A 20,040-nucleotide genomic window follows, 5' to 3' on the forward strand; every position below is an offset into this window, starting at 1 on the left:
ATAATCAATCAGATATTTTGATTAAAGTCTATATTATGTAATTTTGGAATCATATTCCTAATTTACATAAAATGGACTATTTCGATCGGCATATAAAAGACAAGGCTTTGTCACTTTTGAGCAAATTCCCCTTACTAGCCATAACGGGGCCTCGTCAATCCGGTAAAACTACTTTTGCAAGACGATTGAAACCAGATTACACTTATGTAAATCTGGAACTACCAGAAGCAAGGAATTTTGCCAAATCTGACCCGCTTGCTTTTCTAAGATCTTACCAAAATGGAGTTATTTTAGATGAAGTTCAGTGGGTTCCAGAACTATTCTCCTATGTGCAGGTATTGACTGACGAGAGAAATATTCCTGGAGAATATATTCTGACTGGTTCCCAGAATTTTCTTCTCTCTAATCAAATCACCCAATCCCTAGCTGGACGGGTGGCTATGTTGAACTTACTCCCATTTTCAAAGGCTGAACTGAAAAATCATATCCAAGTGCAATCATGGGAAGCTTTAACAGTAAATGGTGGCTACCCAAGGAAATATCAGTTTGACATCGCTCCTAATGATTATTATCCCAATTACATTCAAACCTACATCGAACGTGATGTGAGACAGATCCTGAATGTGATGGATTTAGGGAATTTTCAAAAGTTCCTCCAATTGTTAGCCGGAAGAGTTGGTCAAATCTTCAATCAAAGCAATTTTTCCAATGAACTGGGAATCGACCAGAAAACTGTAAATGCATGGCTTTCTGTATTGGAAACATCCTTTATTGCTTTCAGACTTCCTTCCTATTATCGAAATTTCAATAAGCGGATTTTGAAATCACCGAAAGTGTATTTTTACGACACCGGCGTACTGTGCAGCTTATTAGGAATCAAACGGGCAGAAGATTTGAATGTCCATTTTGCGCGAGGCCCATTGTTTGAAAACTTGGTGATACTTGAACTCCTGAAAAAGGAGCTAAATGCGGGAAATATACCGTCGTTCTATTATTGGAGGGATAGCAACCAAAATGAAGTAGATCTTTTAAAAGAAACGGACGGGCAGTTGACCGCTATAGAAATCAAATCATCGGAAACTTATCATTCCGATTTCCTCAAAGGATTGAAATACTTCCAAAAAATAGCTCCTGAAAGTGCTGCGAAACTCATTTACGCCGGAAATCTAAACCACGAGCGAGATGGAATACAGATCAGTAATTTTCATAATTTATAAATCAATTACTCTCTATTCATGAGCTGATTCTTGAGGGGTAGGAAATCTCTAAAATTGTGCCCTCTGCGTAATCCTCCGCGAACTTTGCGGTAAAATAAGAATGAAACCATAATTGATCTCCCAATCATGCCTCCGAAATTGGCTTTTTCCCTATTTTTGCCCCTCTAAATACTAATCCGAATATGTCTATTGCCAGCAAATACGATCCAGTAGCTACCGAAGCCAAATGGTACGCCTATTGGATGGAGCACAAGCTTTTTTCATCGAAAGTAGATCCTAACAAAGAACCATATGTGATCACCATGCCCCCTCCAAACGTCACAGGCGTTTTGCACATGGGGCATATGCTGAACAATACCATACAGGATGTATTGATCCGTCGAGCTAGAATGCAGGGCAAAAACGCACTTTGGGTTCCTGGAACTGATCATGCTTCGATCGCTACGGAGACCAAGGTAGTGAACTTGCTAAAGGAACAAGGAATCGATAAAAAATGCCTTTCCCGAGAGAAATTCCTGGAGCATGCCTGGGAATGGAAAGAAAAATACGGCGGAATTATACTGGAGCAATTGAAAAAACTAGGTGCTTCTTGTGATTGGGATCGCACTGCCTTTACAATGGATGCAGGTCTAAGTGATGCAGTAATTTCTGTTTTTGTGGACTTACACCAAAAAGGTAAAATCTACCGTGGTATCCGCATGGTCAACTGGGACCCGAAGGGAAAAACTGCCTTATCTGATGATGAGGTAATCACGAAGGAAATCGCATCCAAACTCTATTACATCAAGTATCAGATCGAGGGTACAACAGATGAGTTCCTGACCATTGCTACCACGCGTCCTGAGACAATCATGGCAGATGTGGCCATTTGCGTCAATCCTAATGATCCTAGATTCACTCATTTAAAGGGTAAAAAAGCCATCGTTCCTCTGATCAACAAAGCCATTCCTATCATCGAGGATGAGTATGTTGACATGGAGTTTGGTACGGGTTGCTTGAAGGTAACTCCAGCCCACGATATCAATGACTACGAACTTGGACTGAAGCATAAACTAGAAGTGATCGACATCTTAAACGATGACGGCACACTCAATGAAAAAGCTCAGATTCTAGTAGGTGAAGATCGATTTATTGCCAGAAAAATGATTGCTAAAAAGCTGAAGGCGGTTGAGCAATTAGAGAAAATAGAAGATTACAAATCCAATGTAGGTCACTCAGAAAGAACGGATGCGGTCATCGAGCCTAAGCTTTCTTTGCAGTGGTTCCTGAAAATGGACGACATCACTAAGCCAGCACAAAAGGCAGTAATGGAGGATATCATTCAATTGTATCCCCCAAAATTCAAGAATATGTACCGCGCTTGGATGGATAATGTTCGTGACTGGTGTATCTCTCGTCAACTCTGGTGGGGACATAGAATTCCTGCATACCACCTTCCAAACGGAGAATTTGTAGTGGCCAAAACTGCTGAGGAAGCCTTGCAACTTGCCAATGAGCAATTTGAAGGCACGTTTACTTTAGCTGACCTGAAGCAGGACGAGGATGTTTTGGATACTTGGTTTAGCTCTTGGTTGTGGCCGATATCAGTTTTCGATCCAGAGGTTTTCACCACTGGAAAACCAAACGAAGAACTGAAATACTACTACCCTACCAATGACTTGGTAACTGCTCCGGAGATTTTATTCTTCTGGGTGGCGCGTATGATCATTGCGGGCTATGAATACATGGGCGAGAAGCCATTCAATAACGTATATCTGACTGGGATCGTCCGTGATAAACTGGGCAGAAAGATGTCCAAATCTCTGGGAAACTCTCCAGATCCGCTAGACCTAATCGCGCAAAACGGTGCTGACGGTGTGCGTACAGGCATGCTATTCTCCTCTCCTGCGGGAAATGATTTACCTTACGATGATAAGTTGGTGGAGCAAGGAAGAAACTTTGCCAACAAGATCTGGAATGCTTTCCGACTAGTGAAGGGATGGGAAATAGATCCAAACTTGGATGGTTCTGCCAATGCTTCCAGCATAGAATGGTTTGAAAACCGATTCAACCAATCCTTGGTAGAAATCAATGAACACTTCGAAAAATTCAGAATTTCTGATGCCTTGATGTGTACTTATAAGTTGGTATGGGGAGATTTCTGTTCTTGGTATTTGGAGATGATCAAGCCGGAATATCAGCATCCTATCGATCAGGCAACTTACGATAAGACAATTGCGCTTTTCGAAGATATCCTTAAGATTTTGCATCCATTTATGCCATTTATTTCCGAGGAACTTTGGCACCAGATCAAGGAAAGATCCGTGGAAGAGTCTTTGATTTTGGCTACCTGGCCTGAGGCAAAAGGCTTTGATACTAAAATTATCGAGGAAGCAAACCAGGTGTTTGAGGTAGTTTCTCAAGTAAGAAACCTACGTGCATCCAAAGGCATGTCTCCTAAAGAATCACTTGATCTAACCATCAACACCAAAAATGAAGGCTTGTATGGAAGATTCGAAGCTGTATTGAATAAGCTGGCAAATCTGTCTTCACTCAACTTTGGCGAGAAGGTGGAGAATGCGATCAGTTTTGTAGTAAAATCTGACGAGTGCTTTATCCCTATGGGAGATTCGATCAATGTGGAAGAGGAAAAAGAAAATATCCAGAAAGAGATCGATTACACCAAAGGCTTCTTGAACTCCGTGATGAAAAAGCTGAGCAACGAGCGATTTGTGGCTGGAGCTCCTGCTCAGGTCATAGAAATGGAACGCAAGAAGCAAGCTGATGCGGAATCCAAGATTAAGGCTTTGGAAGAGAGTTTGGCGAAGTTGGGGTAGGATGATAATTGGCCCGCAAAAGCGCAGATAGGAACATATAATGTGAATAATTGAAAAACCGGAGGCTAATATAGTCTTCGGTTTTTTTCATGGTAGGTAATACTGTACAGCTTCTAAACAAGTTAAAAGGTATGTAGGGAATTTAGGCCGTTCGTGTCATCACGAACGACGGCAAGTAGTGGTAACACTAATGGCGGCGAGAATATCCTGAAACTCTATCTCAGGACATGAAATCTGGTAAATCAGCCCTCATATAGTCTAGCTTCTTAAGAACCTGGACAAACAAGTAACAGATATTAAAATCCAATAAAAAGCCCGACTGAAAATCAAATCAGTCGGGCTTTTAGGTACTTATCTTTTTGAACTTAGGCTGCGTTTCTAGCTGCGTTGATTATCCCAAACATACTTCTCAGAATCAACTTTTGAAGCACATCGGTAGTCTTGCCCGTTTCAAGGATTTTCTGAATGGCATATTGCTGAACAGTAATCAATGGCAATACAATCCGCTCACGAATTTCGATTGACTTTTTAATCACTTTGTTGTCGCCCATCAACTCATCCATTGAAGACACTTCTTTGAGTTTCTCAATAGATCTCAGGTACTCATCGTACATAATATCCCAGAACTCGCCGTAGTTCTTATCTTGTTTCAAATAAGCAGTTGCTGGATAAAAACACTTCGTAAGCGACTGCATAGAATTACCTAGAAGAGCTCTGAAGAAAAGAGAGTTGTTGTATAGCTCTTGCAAGTCTCCCAATTTCCCTTTCTTTTCCAATACCTCCACTGCCGCTCCTACTCCATAAAAACCTGGAATATTTTGCTTCATCTGAGCCCAGGATCCTACGAAAGGAATGGCTCTCAAGTCTTCAAATTTCAAACCTTCACCCTTTCCTCTTTTCAATGGTCTAGAGCCAATATTGGTCATCCCGAAATACTTCAAAGGAGTCACATGCTCCAGATAAGGAACGAACATCGGATGACTTTTGAATTTTTTATAAGATTCATACGCCTCCCCAGCTAGCTCATCAATCAAAGCACGCTGTTCTGTATTTAGATTCTTATCTGCTCCACCATAAAGATGATTTTCCAAACCTGCACTTAGAAGTTGTTCGAAATTGTAGGTACAAGAAGCCTGCTTACCGTAGTTAGCAGAAATCGTCTGACCTTGTATCGTTACTTGGATTTCTGAATTTTCTACTTTTTCACCTAGAGAAGCGTAGAAATTATGCATATTTCCTCCACCACGTGCAGGAGGCCCACCTCTACCGTCGAAGAACACTACTTCAATGCCATTCTCTCTCGAGACTCTGGTCATCTCCTCCTTGGCTCTAAGAATAGACCAGTTGGCCTGTAGATAGCCACCATCCTTAGTTCCATCTGAGAAGCCGAGCATGATCGTTTGTTTATTTCCTCTGAATGCCAAATGCTTTTGGTACTCAGGAAGATTATAAAGACTTGTCATGATCTCTGGCGCTTCGGCTAAATCATCAATCGTCTCAAAAAGAGGCACTATATCCAAAGGAAGATTTTCCTTGTCTGCACCTAGCGTAAGCTGCGCCAATTTGAATACCTCAAGCAAATGCTTTCGAGATTGACAATTTGAGATGATGTAGCGATTGAGGACTTCCTCACCGCTCTCTTTTTGGATAGAATCAATAACACCAAATGACTCCAACATCTCCTGATTAAAAGGATCTTGAAAAGATGCCACTTTAGGTAGTTCAGTAAGGCTCATGATCTGGGCGATCTGCTCATCTTCTGTACCCTGAAGTTCCTTGCCTTGAAGCTGGAAAACTTCCTCTATGAGTGCATCATGTTTGCGGCTGTCCTGACGCATATCCATGCATGCGAAGTGGAAACCAAATATTTTCACTTTAAGAATAAACTGATCCAATTCCTCTAAGAAAAGTCCCTCATGATGAGTAATCAAGCCTTCTCTGGCAGCGAATAGATCTGCGAGCAGTTCATCCTTGGTTTTATAAACCGGGTTATTTTCAAATAAAGTAGCATAAAGACCACGCTCTATGTTTATCAGAATTTCTTCTACGTGCTTGAATGTCAATCTTCTTCTCACCTTACGCACATCGCGATAGTAACACTTCAAAACCCACTTTTTCAAGCGTTCTGCCACCTGCTTCGTAATCGTATGGGTGACAAATGGATTCCCATCTCTATCTCCACCTGGCCAGAAACCAATTTTCAATAAACCTGGATTCTCCCAATCGTGAAGTGGAATTTCTAAAGATCCCAACAGGCGAATCATGATATCGGAAATACTATGATAAAACACATTCTCGAGAAACCAGATCAAGCTTACCGCCTCGTCGTAAGGCGTAGGCTTTTCACGTTTGGTGAAACCTGTTTTGCCTAATTGCTGAAGAAGCGAGTTTATTTTTCCTATATCATCCTTTCTGATTGCATTCTCCAGATCCGTGATGATTGCTAACACATTACCAGGATAAAACTGGGTTGGGTGAGCAGTAAGCGTCAAGCGAACAGAAAAAGTTTTCAGTTTTTCCACGAGTTCTTCTCGCTTGTTATCATTATCAGTTCGGTCTATCAAGGCTTTGATCGTCCCCTTTCCATTCAAATCATGGATTTTCTCATAGGCAGCATCCTCAATAGAATCAAACAAAACGACCTGTCGCTCTACGTATTGAATCATTTGGAAAAGCAAATCAGACTGCTGAGAATCAGTAGATTCCGGCATCAATTCATCGAAAAACCCTGCAATAATTTCCTTAGGTGTTAATCCTTTTTGGAAACCATTCTGACATGCTGTACCTAGAATCGGAAGCAAAGTTCCTGTGCGGTAAATGTCATTGAAGGGAAGATCTAAAAATAAACTGTTGTAAATGGTGAAGCGCTTGGCTACTTGGGTATCATAGGTTTTATACATTATTCATCTTCCGTTTTAATGGTTAAGCAAATTAGTAAAAATTCTAAAAACTGAAATAACTATTGACTATTCATTAATAAATAATCTTTTTCTCTTCCTTTTTATTAACCAAATCAGTCTTTTTTCAATAAAATCACAAATCCAGTTGTTCAGTAATTTCGATATCTTTCTGACCTGAAATCGAGCATAGCCCAAACTTCACACAGAATTATGAACATCAGTCTTGCGAGTTCCCTCCCTATAGCCTCGAATTATTGGAGGGATTACCATTGGAAGATAAATTAAAAACAGATGAAACAATCACTTTTCCTAGCAGGACTTCTAGCTATTTCTTTTGCCTGCAGCTCAGAAAAAACAACCGAAATGACGACAACACCTATCACCTACTCATTTTTGGTGGGCACATATACTGAAAATGACAGCCAAGGGCTCAATCAACTTGATTTCACTCCTTCTGAAAACAAGCTAGAAGTACGGACAATTTTCCCTGGGATTCAAAGCCCATCCTTTGTCTTGGCCAATTCTGCTGGAGACAAGGTCTTTTCTTTGGAAGAAATCGACAAGGTTCCAGGTGGAAATGTTATCAGCTTGAATCGCTCTTCAGACATCCCTACACTCACCAAAATAAGTGAATTACCTAGCTTCGGCGATCATCCTTGCTATTTGGCACTTTCTCCTGACGAGGAATTTTTGACGGTCGCTAATTACAGCGGAGGGAATTTCAGTGCCTATAAAATTGACGAAAAGGGAGCTTTAACTCATCTGCAGACGATTCAGCACGAAGGAAGCAGCATCAACCAAGAGCGACAAAGCTCTCCACATGTTCACAGCACCGTATTCAGTCCAGATGGCAAATACCTGCTGGCAGCCGACCTTGGAACTGATGAGGTATATGTGTATAATTTTAAAGCTGAGGCAAAAGAACCTTTGACCTTAAACAACAGCTATAAAGCTAACCCTGGTGACGGACCTAGACACATGGTTTTTACTGCAGATGGTAAAGAAGTCATGCTTGTTCAGGAAATGACTTCGGCTTTGGAAATCTTAAGTTTTGATGAGGGGAAAATGGTCTTGAAACAACGCCTTTCTTTGGTTGCCGAAGATTATGAAGGAGCTGTCGGAACAGCCGAGGTAAGACTTTCTCCTGATGAAAAAAACATCTATGTATCAAATAGAGGTGATGTTAATAATCTTTCGGTTTTCGCTAAAAAAGACGATGGTAACTTTTCGCTGATACAGCAAATTTCTTCAGGTGGTATCATGCCCAGAAATTTTAATCTCACTAGTGATGGTAAATATCTACTTTCTGCAAATCAAGCAAGTAATGATATTGTCGTATTTGAACGTAATGTAGAAACAGGAATGCTCACACAAACAGAGATGAAAGTGAGCCTTCATAGTCCTGTCTACTTATTTAGATTAGGCGATTAAGTAGGCAGATCCCAAGCGATACTGGAATCGTAGTGGATTTTCCCAGAACCTATTTTCAAAGGAGATTCCAAATTATTGGAATAAAGTTTCCCCGTACCCAAACCTTGCGGAATGGAAGCCTCCAAACTATCGGCAAGCTGCGCGATGGCATTTAGCCCAATATTACTCTCTAAAGCTGAAGTCATCCACCAGCCTATCTTACGGGCTTCAGCAAGGGCGATCCATTCTCTAGTCTCCAGAATACCACCCAATAAAGTAGGTTTTAGAATAATGTGCTGAGGCTGAATTTCATCCAAAAGCGCCCCCTTATTTTTCACCCCAATCAATTCCTCATCGAGCGCAATAGCTAAAGGAGTAGCTGCGCAAAGCTGCTTCATTGATTTCCAATTACCGGCCGCAATAGGTTGCTCTATGCTATGCAATTCGAACTTCGCTAATTCATAAAGCTTATCAAGAGCATCCTTTTCCGAAAAAGCCCCATTTGCATCTACACGAAGCGTAATCTGATCTTTGGAAAAGCGAGAGCGAATGTAAGCGAGAAGATCCAACTCCTGTTGAAAATCAATTGCGCCGATCTTCATTTTAATACAGTCAAAGCCCTGAGCTAGCTTCTCGTTGATTTGTTTTAGCATAAAGTCTTTATCCCCCATCCAGATCAATCCGTTGATTGGGATAGCTTTTTTTCCTTGGTAAAAACCAGATCCAAGAACTTTCTTTCTTCCACCATTTTTCAGATCAAGAATCGCTGTTTCTAAGCCAAATCGAATACTAGGTAATACATAAGGGATTAGACTTTCCAATTGTTTTAAAATAGGCATTTCATCAGCCTCCCAGTTCACTTGAGACATTTCGCTCAAGATCTTTTGTAGAACTTGCTCAAAATCAGGTCGATCATCTAAACTCAATTTCACCAATGGAGCAGCCTCACCCCAGCCAATTACATCAGGGTGAGAAGTAATGAAAGCTTTGATCCAAAACACATCCTTTGTCTTCAACACTCCTCTGGAAGTACCCGCATCAAACTTGAAAACCAGGGTTCGCTTTAGATACGCAAAGGTGATTTTGGAAGACATAGGCATGGATAAACAAAGGATTTGGAAGGTACTTGAAGGGACTTGAGCTATATTTGCAGGCAGATAAACAGCCGATATGCAGATCCCAGCAATTGATTTAAAGTCTTACGAATATACATTACCCGAAGAAAAAATCGCAAAATTCCCCTTGGCAAAGCGAGACTCTTCCAAACTTTTACTGTACAAGGATACGCAGATCTCACATCTGAACTTTAGCAATATTTCAGATCTGCTTCCTGCGGACAGCTTACTTGTGTACAATGATACCAAGGTTATTCCAGCTCGATTGATTTTCCAACGGGAAACTGGCGCCCGCATCGAGATTTTCTTACTTCAGCCTATATCGCCAACTACTGTCATTCCAGAAATTATGTTGGCTAAGCATCCTGTGATCTGGGAAACTATGATCGGCAATGCTAAAAAATGGAAAGATGGAGAGATCTTAAAAGGGCTTATTCCTTTCAGAGGCGGCACTATTACGCTGAACGCTAAATTAATAGACAGAGCTACTCGACAGGTGGAGTTTTCATGGGACAATGCTGATGTTGCTTTTGTAGATGTGGTAGAAGCTAGTGGAGAAGTACCCCTTCCACCCTATCTGAACCGCAAACCTGTAGAGGACGATAAATCAAGATATCAGACTGTATATTCCGAAAAGGACGGCGCCGTGGCTGCGCCTACTGCTGGACTTCACTTTACTCCGGAGATTTTGGCCCAAATAAAAGCAAAAGGAATCAAGCAAGCCCAAGTCACGCTTCATGTAAGCGCTGGCACTTTTCAACCAATTAAAGCCGACCAAGTCACTGAGCACCCCATGCACAGTGAGCAAATTAACGTCAATCGACAAACAATCGAAATGATTAGCTCACAGCTAGGAAAAGTGGTGGCTGTAGGAACTACTTCTGTGCGTACGCTAGAAAGCTTGTATTGGTATGGAGTAAAACTAATAGAAGGAAAAGGAGAAGAATTGATAATAGAAAAGCTTTTCCCCTACGAAAACAGGGAGTCAGTGCCCACAGCTCAGGAGTCCTACGAAGCTATTCTGAATCACATGACTGAAAATAACCTTGAAACTATCATGGGAAGTACGGAGATTTTTATTTTCCCGGGTTATGAATTCAAGATTGTAGAAGGGCTCATCACCAATTTTCATCAACCTGGCTCCACGCTTATCCTATTGATCGCCACAATTCTTGGCGAAGACTGGAAGCGTGTATATGCAGAAGCCTTGGCAAATGATTATCGCTTCTTGAGCTACGGAGATAGCAGCTTACTCTGGATAGAATAAAATCCTGCTAGAAAAAATCTAAAATTAGCTTTAAGCCATTTGAAGACTGAATTCTGCGAAATCAGAATAGTCGATTTCTTTCACCATAATAATCATGGCATTGGCAAATTCTTGCTTACAGGCAAAAACCTCATAGCCATATTCAAGATCATTGTTTGCTTTGATTTCCAAAGAGCCGAAAAAACGATAGAGTTCTTCCTCAGAATTTGAGCTGATTTTAATACAAGGACTTTTGTGTTCACTCCTTTCTATTAAGAAATTTGCTGTAGAAGTTTGGATTATCATAGTAGACGGGGTTGAATGATAAACAAATTTACCTGGGCGACATTGAATTTCTATACCCTGTACAGGGTATTTTTCACATTTTGAGTAGCTTATTGTCAAATTATTTTATTTGATATTCAGACTATTAGGCGAAAAGATCAAATCAATGAATTCCTATCTGCTAATGATTTGCTAAAATCTGATCAATTGACTTATATTTGCATCGATTTACAAGGCGGATAAGACGGAGAAATCCTGTAAAGGTCCAGAAAATCATCAAAAGGATGATCTAGTAAAACAAAAAAAACTAAGCCAAATACAACTATATAAAGAGTTGGGTGAGTGCTTATCCCGATAGCTATCGGGACAGCAGTTTGCTAAACTTTGAGTAGTAAAGTAAAAAATAGAGAGTTGGGTGAGTGGCTTAAACCAGCAGTTTGCTAAACTGTCGTACGCCTCAACGCGTACCGGGGGTTCGAATCCCCCACTCTCTACTGATTAAGCCTGTAACAATTTTCTTTACAGGCTTTTTTTTGGCCTATTTTCTTTTCAAAACAACGCTATTTAAAGCTTGCATTTTTACTAAGTAATCCCATCCCCTAAATCATGGAATTAGTGAGATTGTCACTCACCTAAATCCCCCTTCATCAAGACGTCATTACCAAGAACCCACAAAGTAAAACTATTTACAAACCCTTCATCCTTAGAAAGGGAGTCGCCAAAAATGACTCCTTTTAAATTTTAGGGCCTTCCGTTATTTTGCAGGAATAACTCAATGAATGTATAGATGAAAAAAACCACTGCACTCTTAACTGCCTTATTTTTGACGCTTAGCCTATCCAGCTTTGCCCAAAAGAAGAATAAGAAAAATGCTAAAGCAGATCCTACGCCCCAAAGCCAGACTATAAAGCCTACGAAAAAAAGCCCTTTCAAAAAATATAGTGAAATTGTCACAGACGAAGCTATTTCAGATGATGGCCTTTTTGTAGTGCATAAGGTTGGCGACAAAAGCTACTATGAAGTTCCTTTTGAGCTGATGGACAAAGACATGCTGCTAGTCTCTCGTATCTCCAAAATAGCGGATGGCCTTGGTGGTGGCTACACTACTGCTGGCTCCAAGTCCAACGAACAGGTAATTCACTGGACTAGACTTCAAAACAGCATCATTCTCCGTTCCATTTCCTTTGACAATGTAGCTGCAGATTCCCTGCCTATACACTTATCAGTCGAAGCCAATAATTACAATCCTATTTTGGCCTCCTTCAAAATCGAGGCATTCAATCCAGATTCCACGGCTGCACTGATAGAGGTAAACGACTTATTCCTATCGGATATCCCAGCATTAAGTGGTCTTTCTTCTAATATGAGAAAACAGTATCAGGTGAGAAATCTAGATAAGGAAAGAAGTTTTATCACTAGAATGGCCAGTTATCCTGAAAACATTGAAGTTCGCCATGACATGACTTACAATGCTGCGGCTCCCCCATCAAATTCACGATCCGGTACTATTTCCATGGAATTGAGCCAGTCGATGTATCTATTGCCTGAAAAGCCTATGCAGCCAAGATTGTATGATCAGCGTGTGGGATGGTTTACTACCCGACAGATTGACTACGGTTCCGAAGCACTAAAATCGGATGAAAAAACATACATCAGAAGATGGAGATTGGAACCAAAAGACCCTGAGGCTTATGCCAGAGGTGAATTGGTAGAGCCGGTGAAACCAATCGTATATTACCTCGACCCTGCTACTCCTGAGAAATGGAGACCTTATTTCCGTGAAGGAATCGAGGATTGGCAAGTTGCTTTCGAGGCTGCAGGCTACAAAAATGCCATTATCGCTAAAGATGCTCCTACACAGGAAGAAGATCCAGATTGGAGTGCCGAAGATGCGAGATACTCCACCGTACGATATGTGGCCACTACCACAAGAAATGCTATGGGACCAAGCGTCTCTGATCCTCGCTCAGGGGAAATCATAGAAAGTGATATTGTGTGGTTTCACAATCACCTACGCTCTTATAGAAATCGCTACCTACTAGAAACGGGTGCGGCAAATCCTTCTGCCAGAACTTTGAACACACCGGATGAGGAAATCGGTGAAATGATGCGAAGAGTGATTTCTCACGAAATCGGTCATGCCCTTGGGCTTCCTCACAATATGAAGGCCTCTTATGCCTACCCTACTGACTCGCTTCGGTCAGCTACTTTCACTCAAAAATGGGGGCTGGCTGCTACGATCATGGATTACACACGCTATAACTATGTAGCTCAGCCAGGTGATGAAGGAGTTCGCTGGGTGAGAATGCTAGGCCCATACGATAACTATGCAATCAACTGGGGCTACAGATACATTCCAAATGCATCTTCTCCTGAGGCAGAAAAGCCAACCTTAAATAGCTGGATCAGAGAAAAAGCGGGTGATCCAATGTATCTTTTCGGAGGAAGCAACTCCTTTGACCCAAGTTCTCAAACAGAATCGGTAGGAGATGATGCTGTAAAAGCAAGTACTTACGGATTGGCAAATTTGAAAATCGTAGCTCCAAACCTAGCAGAATGGACCGCTACGCCAGGTGAAGACTATTCTGATTTGGAAGAATTATATGGAGAGTTGCTCGGTGTATGGTCTCGTTTTGCAAATCACGTGGTCACAAATATCGGGGGAGTTTACGAGGAATATAAAACTACCGACCAAGCTGGTGTCACTTATACGCCTACTTCTAAAGCTGAACAGGTGAAGTCAATGAAGTTTTTGGACGAAAATGTTTTCACCACGCCTGACTGGCTACTTCAAAAAGAAATCCTTAGCAACATTAAGCCAAGTGGCGCCGTAACTGCCATTGGCAACTTACAATCAAGAATACTGAGCAATGTGCTTAGAAAAGATAGATTGGAGCGTATGATTGACAATGAGGCACTGAATGGTACTGAAGCCTATTCCATGACTCAGATGTTAAGTAATTTGAGAAAAGGTATCTGGTCAGAACTTTCTGGGTCCAAGGACATAGATGCCTTCCGAAGAAACCTTCAGAGAGCGCATGTAGAACGTCTTGCTTCTCTTATGACTCAGGATGAAAAAAGCCGCTCTGATATCAGCGCTGCTGCACGTGCAGAACTGAAGGCGATCCAATCTTCCGCTCGTTCTTCAAGCACTAGATACCCTGCTGGAATAGTTCAAAATCACCTTCGTGATATTGACGCACTGGTGGACAGCCTTCTTGATACAGAATAAACTTCATGTCATTGCCTTTCCCAGGAAGGGCAATGACATTTTTTCATCTTTGTCCTAAACCAAATGGATTCAGGCCTCCAGACTTCCATCTGATATTGAGACTGATTTTTTTCTTAAAACTACCTATCGGAATAATTGAATGAGAAACCTATTGAAATATAGCTTCTGAGTGAATTATCCTGGTTATTCCCACTAATGCCTGCACTTATGGGACCTAGGATCGATTGGTAAGAAATATCTAGACCATATCCCAAATAGCTTTCCTCTTGATAAATATTCTTTAAAAAATCTGGATCATTTATTGGAACTTGGTCACTATATCCTAGAAAATTGGCTCCAGCTCTTAAGTATATTTTACTGAATGGAATGTATTGAAATTCAGCTCCTAGCTTTACAAAATTCGGTGTCTGAACTTCTCCATAATTCAAACCCCAAAACCGGGTATCATTAAATCTCACATTCTGATATCCTCCCACAAAAAAATCAGTAAACACTTTTGAATCGCTTTCTGTAGTAAGTGTATATCCCATGGCAAAATCTGGGTGAAATTGGAATTTGGGACTAAATCTTAAATACTTAGAATATTTACCGTAAATCGAGACATAGGGATTCGGAACCAAATCGTCTATAAAAGAATTGAACTCATCTTTCGTCACAGGTATGGGGCCAATATCTGTATCTAAAAATATAGTATCTATCCCAGATTTCAGATTGATACCAATCCAATCCTTGAAATGAAATGTTCCTTCAATTAGAGCCTCTGCGCCAGCAGTAGGATAATTTCTATCATTTTGAGAATTTCTGTAATATTTGAATCGAGCTCCTACGTAAGTTTGGCGACCGTTTTTAATCCCATCCAAGGAGGTGGATAACAACTTGAATTTCGAAACATTTGTATCAAATATACCTCCAAAATAAAAGGCATGCTTTAGGGAATTGGTAGAAATCATTTGAGCTTCTAAACGCGAATTTCGGCCAATTTGAATCTCATCTTCTTTACCTTCAAGATAAGTAGGGATCTCCTGACGCAAGAAATTCAATCGTAAGTTGAAGGCATAATTCTTCTTGGTACCTGTGTACTTATAGTAATCAAACCTAAACTTTGGGTTTTCCGAAATGTCAGCTAAAAAAACAGCTCTAGAATTCCTACCTATCACTTCCCTAGCGGTTAAATTCAATAAAATACCTGCTGAAAATTGATTATCGTAATGAATGGCAGCACTCAATAAAGTGCTTGGCTTCTCCTTATTTCGCACGAGTAAAGAATAATTATTCGAAGGCATTTTATTGAGACTATAATCAACTCTATAAAAACCATTCATACCATAAATCCCGTGAACAGCCGCCTCCATTTCATCTCTATTTACATAGTCCCCCTCCTCAACATTCAATTTTGATCGGATCAGGTCAGTAGAAAAGAGTTTGTTGCCGACGATATCAATTTCATCAATTTGGATAGAATCAGACTGAAATGTTAGACCAGAAATGATATCATTTCTACCAAGACTATCCGCCAATTGTTTGAATTGATCATAGTATTTTTCTCCTGTTTTGGCACCTAAGGCTAATATTTCATTATAGGAGCTAAAACTCCCCGTAGAATAATCTTCAAGATCTGGTTTGATGTAGATATCAGTTTGCTTAATATTTTCTTTGGTGATCGTAAGCGAAGGCGCCATAGCAATTTGCATCAGAATCCCAGTAAAACCTCCCAGGTCATCCACTTCTCTAAAATCCTCATCACTTACATTGACACCAATCACAATGTCCGCCCCCATCTCACGTACTATATCAACAGGGAAATTATTAACCACTCCCCCATCTACTACGGAAGTACTGTCCAAATCAAATGCTGAAAAAACAGTAGGAATAGCAATGCTAGACCTCAAAGCATCCTGAAGATAGCCCTTATCAAAAATTATGGGCTGCCCGTTTCGAATATCAGTAGCTACGCATCTGAAAGGGATAGGGAAATCATCAAAAGTGGCGTAAGTATTGGCCGGCCAAGCATAATAATGTAAGATATCTGAGAGCACCTGACCTTGAATCAAGCCAGATGGAAAAGCAATTTTACCATTTACCACAGGGAATTCTACCAAATATCGGTTGTAATACTCCTTCTCCTCAAACGCGATATACTTAAAACTTACTCTATTGGAAATCAATAATTTCCAATCAATCTGCCTAACAATTTCTTCCAACTCATCAGCACTGTATCCTAAGGAATAAAGGCCACCTACTACAGCCCCCATACTTGTGCCTACGATGTAATCTGGCTTTATCCCTGCCTTTTCCATTGCTTTAATCACACCTACATGAGCTATCCCTTTTGCTCCACCACCACTTAGTACCAAGCCGATTTTTGCAGGCTTTGCCTTCGTGCTCGTAGTCTGTTTACTTTGGGAAAATGCCAGTTGGGATACTGACAGGAATAAAAAAAGAAAGAGAATAGTTGTACTTCTAAGCATCTGGATGAAAATAAAAGCTTCTTAAAGCTGCGTATATTTTTTCAAACGCACTCAATTATTAGGAAAAAACTAAAGACAGCCTTTTGACTGTCTTTAGTATAATTTTTAATTTTTGCGATAATCTAGCGGAGGTTCACGATCTCCAGTCAGCGCTTCATAGGTAAAATCCTTCCCTCTTCTTTTGTTCAGTTCTTCTAGAGCAACGCCTGTAACGGATGGTTCTTTGAATATATCGATGGCAGTCAAGGTCAAAGTCTTTGCCGCTACTATCATTCCTTTCTGACCTATACTTGTCCCTCCCGCGGCTACTGCTTGCCAGGTGTGTGCAGAAGTACCAGGCACCCAAGTAGCAGCACTCATTCCAGCAGTAGGCACCAGCCAACTTACATCTCCTACATCTGTGGAACCACCAGTTCCTTTTTCTACCACTTCAAAAGGATCAATTTTAGCAGCATCATCTATGGCGGCATTAACAGAATAGGTTTTCATTATATCCTCTGCAAACTTGCGCTCCTCTGCCGAATATTCCACTCCTCCTACCTTCTCTAAGTTTTTATACATGATTCTTCCCAAAGTTTCATTTGGTAGCAAATTGTATAGGCCATGGATCACCTCATATTTCATTTCAGTATTTGTCCCTATAGCGGCCCCTTCTGCGGCTTTCACCACTCGCTCGAAAATGGTCTTCACATTGGCCACATCAGGATTTCTCACGTAGTAAAACACCTCTGCATAAGCCGGAACTACATTTGGGGCTTCCCCACCACTGGTGATCACATAATGAATTCTTGTCTCCTGAGGTACATGTTCTCGCATCATATTGACCATATAGTTCATTGATTCTACTCCGTCCAGCGCAGATCTACCGCGCTCTGGTGACATAGCAGCATGGGAAGCTTCGCCATAAAATCTGAATTTCGCCGACTTATTTGCCAAGGAAGAAGAGGCACTTGCATCATTTTGACTTGATGGATGCCAGTGCAACACTGCATCCACATCATCAAGCAATCCCGCTCTAGCCATATATACTTTACCTGCTCCACCTTCCTCAGCAGGAGTTCCATACACTCTGATTGTTCCCTGTATTCCAGAAGACTCCAGCCATTCTTTGGTACTAATTCCTGCGGCCACTGATGCAGCTCCAAACAAATGATGTCCGCAAGCATGTCCTGGACCTCCTTCTACTACAGGGTCTTTAAAAGGCACTGCCTTCTGGGAAACGCCTGGCAAGGCATCAAACTCAGCAAGAATAGCTATAACAGGTTTGCCTGATCCATACTCCGCAACGAAGGCGGTAGGAATATCTGCAACTCCAGCTTTCACAATAAATCCCGCGTCCAGCAGAGTTTGTTGAAGCAATGCAGAGCTTTTATTCTCTAAGTATCCTAGTTCTGGATTGGACCAAATCTGATTGGCAATATCCCCGTAGAAGTCAGCTTTCTTATCCAGTTCAGAAATAATTTCATTCTCTTGAGCATGGACTGCGACCGTGGTAAAAAAACAAATTAGAAGGTAGATTTTTTTCATAAGTAAGACTCTTAAACTATTGGAGCTTTGAAATTAAACAATCATAGAGATATACTGCAGGCATACGAAAATATCTTACCCAAAAGCTTATTTATCCCTGATTGTCAAATAATTAGAAATATTTCAGGATAAACTTTAATATTTCAAATACGATTAAAATAATTTCACATCAAGTAAATTACTTTTCATACAGATAGCGTACCTTAATTCGGTAAACCATAATCCATTTTTAATATGAAAACTATTTTTAAAATTTTAGCATACACCATTGGACTTGCGATTATACTCCTTGTATGTGGGATCGCATTTGTGAACTTTACCTTTCCAAAAGTAAGTCCAGCATCAGAACTGTCTATTGATCACAGTCCAGATCGAGTAGCACGAGGAGCTTATCTTGCCAATCATGTGACCGTATGTGTGGATTGTCATTCCACTCGTGACTTTTCTCGTTTCTCAGGCCCCCTCAAGCCTGGTACGATTGGAGAAGGTGGAGATCTTTTTGATCAATCTATGGGCTTCCCAGGAGTCTTTTATGCAAGAAACATCACCCCTGTGGGAATTTCAGATTATACTGACGGAGAATTATACCGCCTCATCACCACAGGAGTCACCAATGAAGACAGGGCCATGTTCCCTTTGATGCCTTACCCATATTATGGCAAAATGGATAAAGAGGATATTTACGATATCATTGCTTATATCCGAACGCTTGATCCTATTGAGAGGGAAATCCCTGAATCGAAGGCTAATTTCCCTGTGAACATCATCCTAAAAACTATCCCAAAGGACGGTACTCCTCAAATGAAGCCTGCAAAAACTGATCAAGTTGCCTATGGAGCCTACCTGACGAATGCAGCTTCTTGTATGGAATGTCATTCACCTGTGGATGCTCAAGGAACATTATTGGAAGGAAAAGATTTTTCTGGTGGCAGGGAATTCAAATTCCCAGATGGCTCGGTGGTCCGGTCAGCCAACCTTACCCAAGATATCGAAACTGGAATAGGAAGCTGGTCAGAAACCAAGTTCGTTGGCTCTTTCAAGCAATACCTGGACCCTACCTATCATTCACCTAAAGTCCAGCCTGGCGAATTCAATACGGTCATGCCATGGACGATGTACGGAGGAATGGAAGAGGAGGATCTGAAAGCGATTTATGCTTATTTCAAAACCATTGACCCGATAGCCAATCAGGTAACTAAATTTTCTCCTCCAAGCGATTCTTCAGATTAAAAAATAGTTAAACCTACTTTCTAGCTTAGCGTAATGAAAGTAGGTTTTTCTTTATCAAATGAAATCCCGACCTTTGCCAATAGTATGAAAGCAATCCTCGCATCCTTAATGCTCTTGTTTTTTCTGACGGGTCAGATCAATTTGACTTTGGCAGCGCATTACTGTGGGGATGAGTTGAAAAGTGCCGAGGTAACTATCTCTCCTGAGAAAACAGATTGCTGCGGAGTAGATTTAACCGAAAACCCAGATTCGGATTGTTGTTCTGATAAATATGCTTCTTCTGATTCAGATGATTACTTTGGTAAGACACATTTTCAAGTTCAGCTTTCTCCAGATTTTGTATTAGCATACGCACTTATTCTTCCAGGTATTCAGACAGAATCTATTCAGATCTCCAACCCAGAATATCTATTCCCAGATCGTCCTATTCCCGATCTAACTATCCTACACCAATCCTTCTTGATTTAGGAATTACTTGATTTTTATTCGTCATAGGCGAACTGTAATCTAGTTACACAAGTAATTCTTCATGAAACAAGTATAAACTTTTGTATACCAGTACCTTAAAACAGGTTTATAAAAGTATAGCACGAG

General features: G+C 40.8%; 12 protein-coding genes and 1 tRNA gene. 8 read left to right on the forward strand and 5 right to left on the reverse strand.

Features of this window, described 5'->3' with window-relative positions; all coding sequences use genetic code 11:
- The first annotated feature begins 71 nt into the window (after nucleotides 1-71).
- On the forward strand, nucleotides 72-1,217 hold the full coding sequence (locus tag LV85_RS10595) for an ATP-binding protein (protein WP_111319149.1): 1,146 nt from the start codon (nucleotides 72-74) through the stop codon (nucleotides 1,215-1,217).
- 182 nt (nucleotides 1,218-1,399) lie between these two features.
- Nucleotides 1,400-4,033, forward strand: a complete 2,634-nt coding sequence (locus LV85_RS10600) for a valine--tRNA ligase (protein ID WP_111319151.1) — start codon at nucleotides 1,400-1,402, stop codon at nucleotides 4,031-4,033.
- 365 nt (nucleotides 4,034-4,398) lie between these two features.
- Here LV85_RS10600 and LV85_RS10605 read toward each other — a convergent pair whose 3' ends face one another.
- Nucleotides 4,399-6,933 carry a phosphoenolpyruvate carboxylase gene (locus LV85_RS10605; protein WP_111319153.1) on the reverse strand — a complete coding sequence of 845 codons (2,535 nt, stop codon included), beginning with the start codon at nucleotides 6,931-6,933 and terminating at the stop codon, nucleotides 4,399-4,401.
- A gap of 291 nt (nucleotides 6,934-7,224) precedes the next feature.
- Between LV85_RS10605 and LV85_RS10610 the strand changes: the two genes are divergently transcribed.
- Nucleotides 7,225-8,364, forward strand: a complete 1,140-nt coding sequence (locus LV85_RS10610) for a lactonase family protein (RefSeq protein WP_111319155.1) — start codon at nucleotides 7,225-7,227, stop codon at nucleotides 8,362-8,364.
- Here LV85_RS10610 and LV85_RS10615 read toward each other — a convergent pair.
- Entirely contained in the window at nucleotides 8,361-9,437 is a 1,077-nt protein-coding gene (locus tag LV85_RS10615) for an o-succinylbenzoate synthase (protein ID WP_245942256.1), read from the reverse strand. The two genes, LV85_RS10610 and LV85_RS10615, sit on opposite strands and share 4 nt — an antisense overlap.
- A 76-nt stretch (nucleotides 9,438-9,513) precedes the next feature.
- Here LV85_RS10615 and LV85_RS10620 point away from each other — a divergent pair, with 76 nt between their 5' ends.
- On the forward strand, nucleotides 9,514-10,725 hold the full coding sequence (locus LV85_RS10620) for an S-adenosylmethionine:tRNA ribosyltransferase-isomerase (protein ID WP_111319159.1): 1,212 nt from the start codon (nucleotides 9,514-9,516) through the stop codon (nucleotides 10,723-10,725).
- A gap of 30 nt (nucleotides 10,726-10,755) precedes the next feature.
- On the opposite strand, the gene LV85_RS10625 is transcribed toward LV85_RS10620, so the two are convergent.
- Complete coding sequence (locus LV85_RS10625) at nucleotides 10,756-11,010, reverse strand: hypothetical protein (protein ID WP_111319161.1); 255 nt, start codon at nucleotides 11,008-11,010, stop codon at nucleotides 10,756-10,758.
- A 384-nt stretch (nucleotides 11,011-11,394) separates the two neighbouring features.
- Between LV85_RS10625 and LV85_RS10630 the strand changes: the two genes are divergently transcribed.
- Nucleotides 11,395-11,483, forward strand: a tRNA-Ser gene (locus LV85_RS10630).
- Nucleotides 11,484-11,776: 293 nt separating this feature from the next.
- Nucleotides 11,777-14,221 carry a zinc-dependent metalloprotease gene (locus LV85_RS10635; RefSeq protein WP_111319163.1) on the forward strand — a complete coding sequence of 815 codons (2,445 nt, stop codon included), beginning with the start codon at nucleotides 11,777-11,779 and terminating at the stop codon, nucleotides 14,219-14,221.
- 119 nt (nucleotides 14,222-14,340) lie between these two features.
- Here LV85_RS10635 and LV85_RS10640 read toward each other — a convergent pair whose 3' ends face one another.
- Nucleotides 14,341-16,689: a patatin-like phospholipase family protein gene (locus LV85_RS10640; RefSeq protein WP_111319165.1), complete on the reverse strand. Its 2,349-nt coding sequence runs from the start codon at nucleotides 16,687-16,689 to the stop codon at nucleotides 14,341-14,343.
- A gap of 105 nt (nucleotides 16,690-16,794) precedes the next feature.
- Nucleotides 16,795-18,216 carry an amidohydrolase gene (locus LV85_RS10645; protein WP_111319167.1) on the reverse strand — a complete coding sequence of 474 codons (1,422 nt, stop codon included), beginning with the start codon at nucleotides 18,214-18,216 and terminating at the stop codon, nucleotides 16,795-16,797.
- Between the two features lie 234 nt (nucleotides 18,217-18,450).
- On the opposite strand from LV85_RS10645, the gene LV85_RS10650 reads away from it, so the two are divergent.
- Both LV85_RS10650 and LV85_RS10655 read left to right on the forward strand, forming a co-directional pair.
- Nucleotides 18,451-19,446 (forward strand): c-type cytochrome, encoded by a 996-nt coding sequence (locus LV85_RS10650; protein WP_111319169.1) that lies wholly within the window; start codon nucleotides 18,451-18,453, stop codon nucleotides 19,444-19,446.
- Between the two features lie 33 nt (nucleotides 19,447-19,479).
- Nucleotides 19,480-19,914, forward strand: a complete 435-nt coding sequence (locus LV85_RS10655) for an HYC_CC_PP family protein (RefSeq protein WP_111319171.1) — start codon at nucleotides 19,480-19,482, stop codon at nucleotides 19,912-19,914.
- The last annotated feature ends 126 nt before the right edge of the window (nucleotides 19,915-20,040 follow it).

Origin of the sequence: Algoriphagus chordae, from assembly GCF_003254055.1 — a bacterium.
In the GTDB taxonomy this organism is placed as follows: Bacteria; Bacteroidota; Bacteroidia; order Cytophagales; family Cyclobacteriaceae; genus Algoriphagus; species Algoriphagus chordae.

Excerpts from the sequence above, each read along its gene's own strand:
- LV85_RS10615 (WP_245942256.1), bottom strand. The coding sequence starts at position 9,437 with ATGTCTTCCAAAATCACCTTTGCGTATCTAAAGCGAACCCTGGTTTTC.
- LV85_RS10610 (WP_111319155.1), top strand. The coding sequence starts at position 7,225 with ATGAAACAATCACTTTTCCTAGCAGGACTTCTAGCTATTTCTTTTGCC.
- LV85_RS10655 (WP_111319171.1), top strand. The coding sequence starts at position 19,480 with ATGAAAGTAGGTTTTTCTTTATCAAATGAAATCCCGACCTTTGCCAAT.
- LV85_RS10605 (WP_111319153.1), bottom strand. The coding sequence starts at position 6,933 with ATGTATAAAACCTATGATACCCAAGTAGCCAAGCGCTTCACCATTTAC.
- LV85_RS10635 (WP_111319163.1), top strand. The coding sequence starts at position 11,777 with ATGAAAAAAACCACTGCACTCTTAACTGCCTTATTTTTGACGCTTAGC.
- LV85_RS10645 (WP_111319167.1), bottom strand. The coding sequence starts at position 18,216 with ATGAAAAAAATCTACCTTCTAATTTGTTTTTTTACCACGGTCGCAGTC.
- LV85_RS10650 (WP_111319169.1), top strand. The coding sequence starts at position 18,451 with ATGAAAACTATTTTTAAAATTTTAGCATACACCATTGGACTTGCGATT.
- LV85_RS10595 (WP_111319149.1), top strand. The coding sequence starts at position 72 with ATGGACTATTTCGATCGGCATATAAAAGACAAGGCTTTGTCACTTTTG.
- LV85_RS10600 (WP_111319151.1), top strand. The coding sequence starts at position 1,400 with ATGTCTATTGCCAGCAAATACGATCCAGTAGCTACCGAAGCCAAATGG.
- LV85_RS10625 (WP_111319161.1), bottom strand. The coding sequence starts at position 11,010 with ATGATAATCCAAACTTCTACAGCAAATTTCTTAATAGAAAGGAGTGAA.
- LV85_RS10620 (WP_111319159.1), top strand. The coding sequence starts at position 9,514 with ATGCAGATCCCAGCAATTGATTTAAAGTCTTACGAATATACATTACCC.
- LV85_RS10640 (WP_111319165.1), bottom strand. The coding sequence starts at position 16,689 with ATGCTTAGAAGTACAACTATTCTCTTTCTTTTTTTATTCCTGTCAGTA.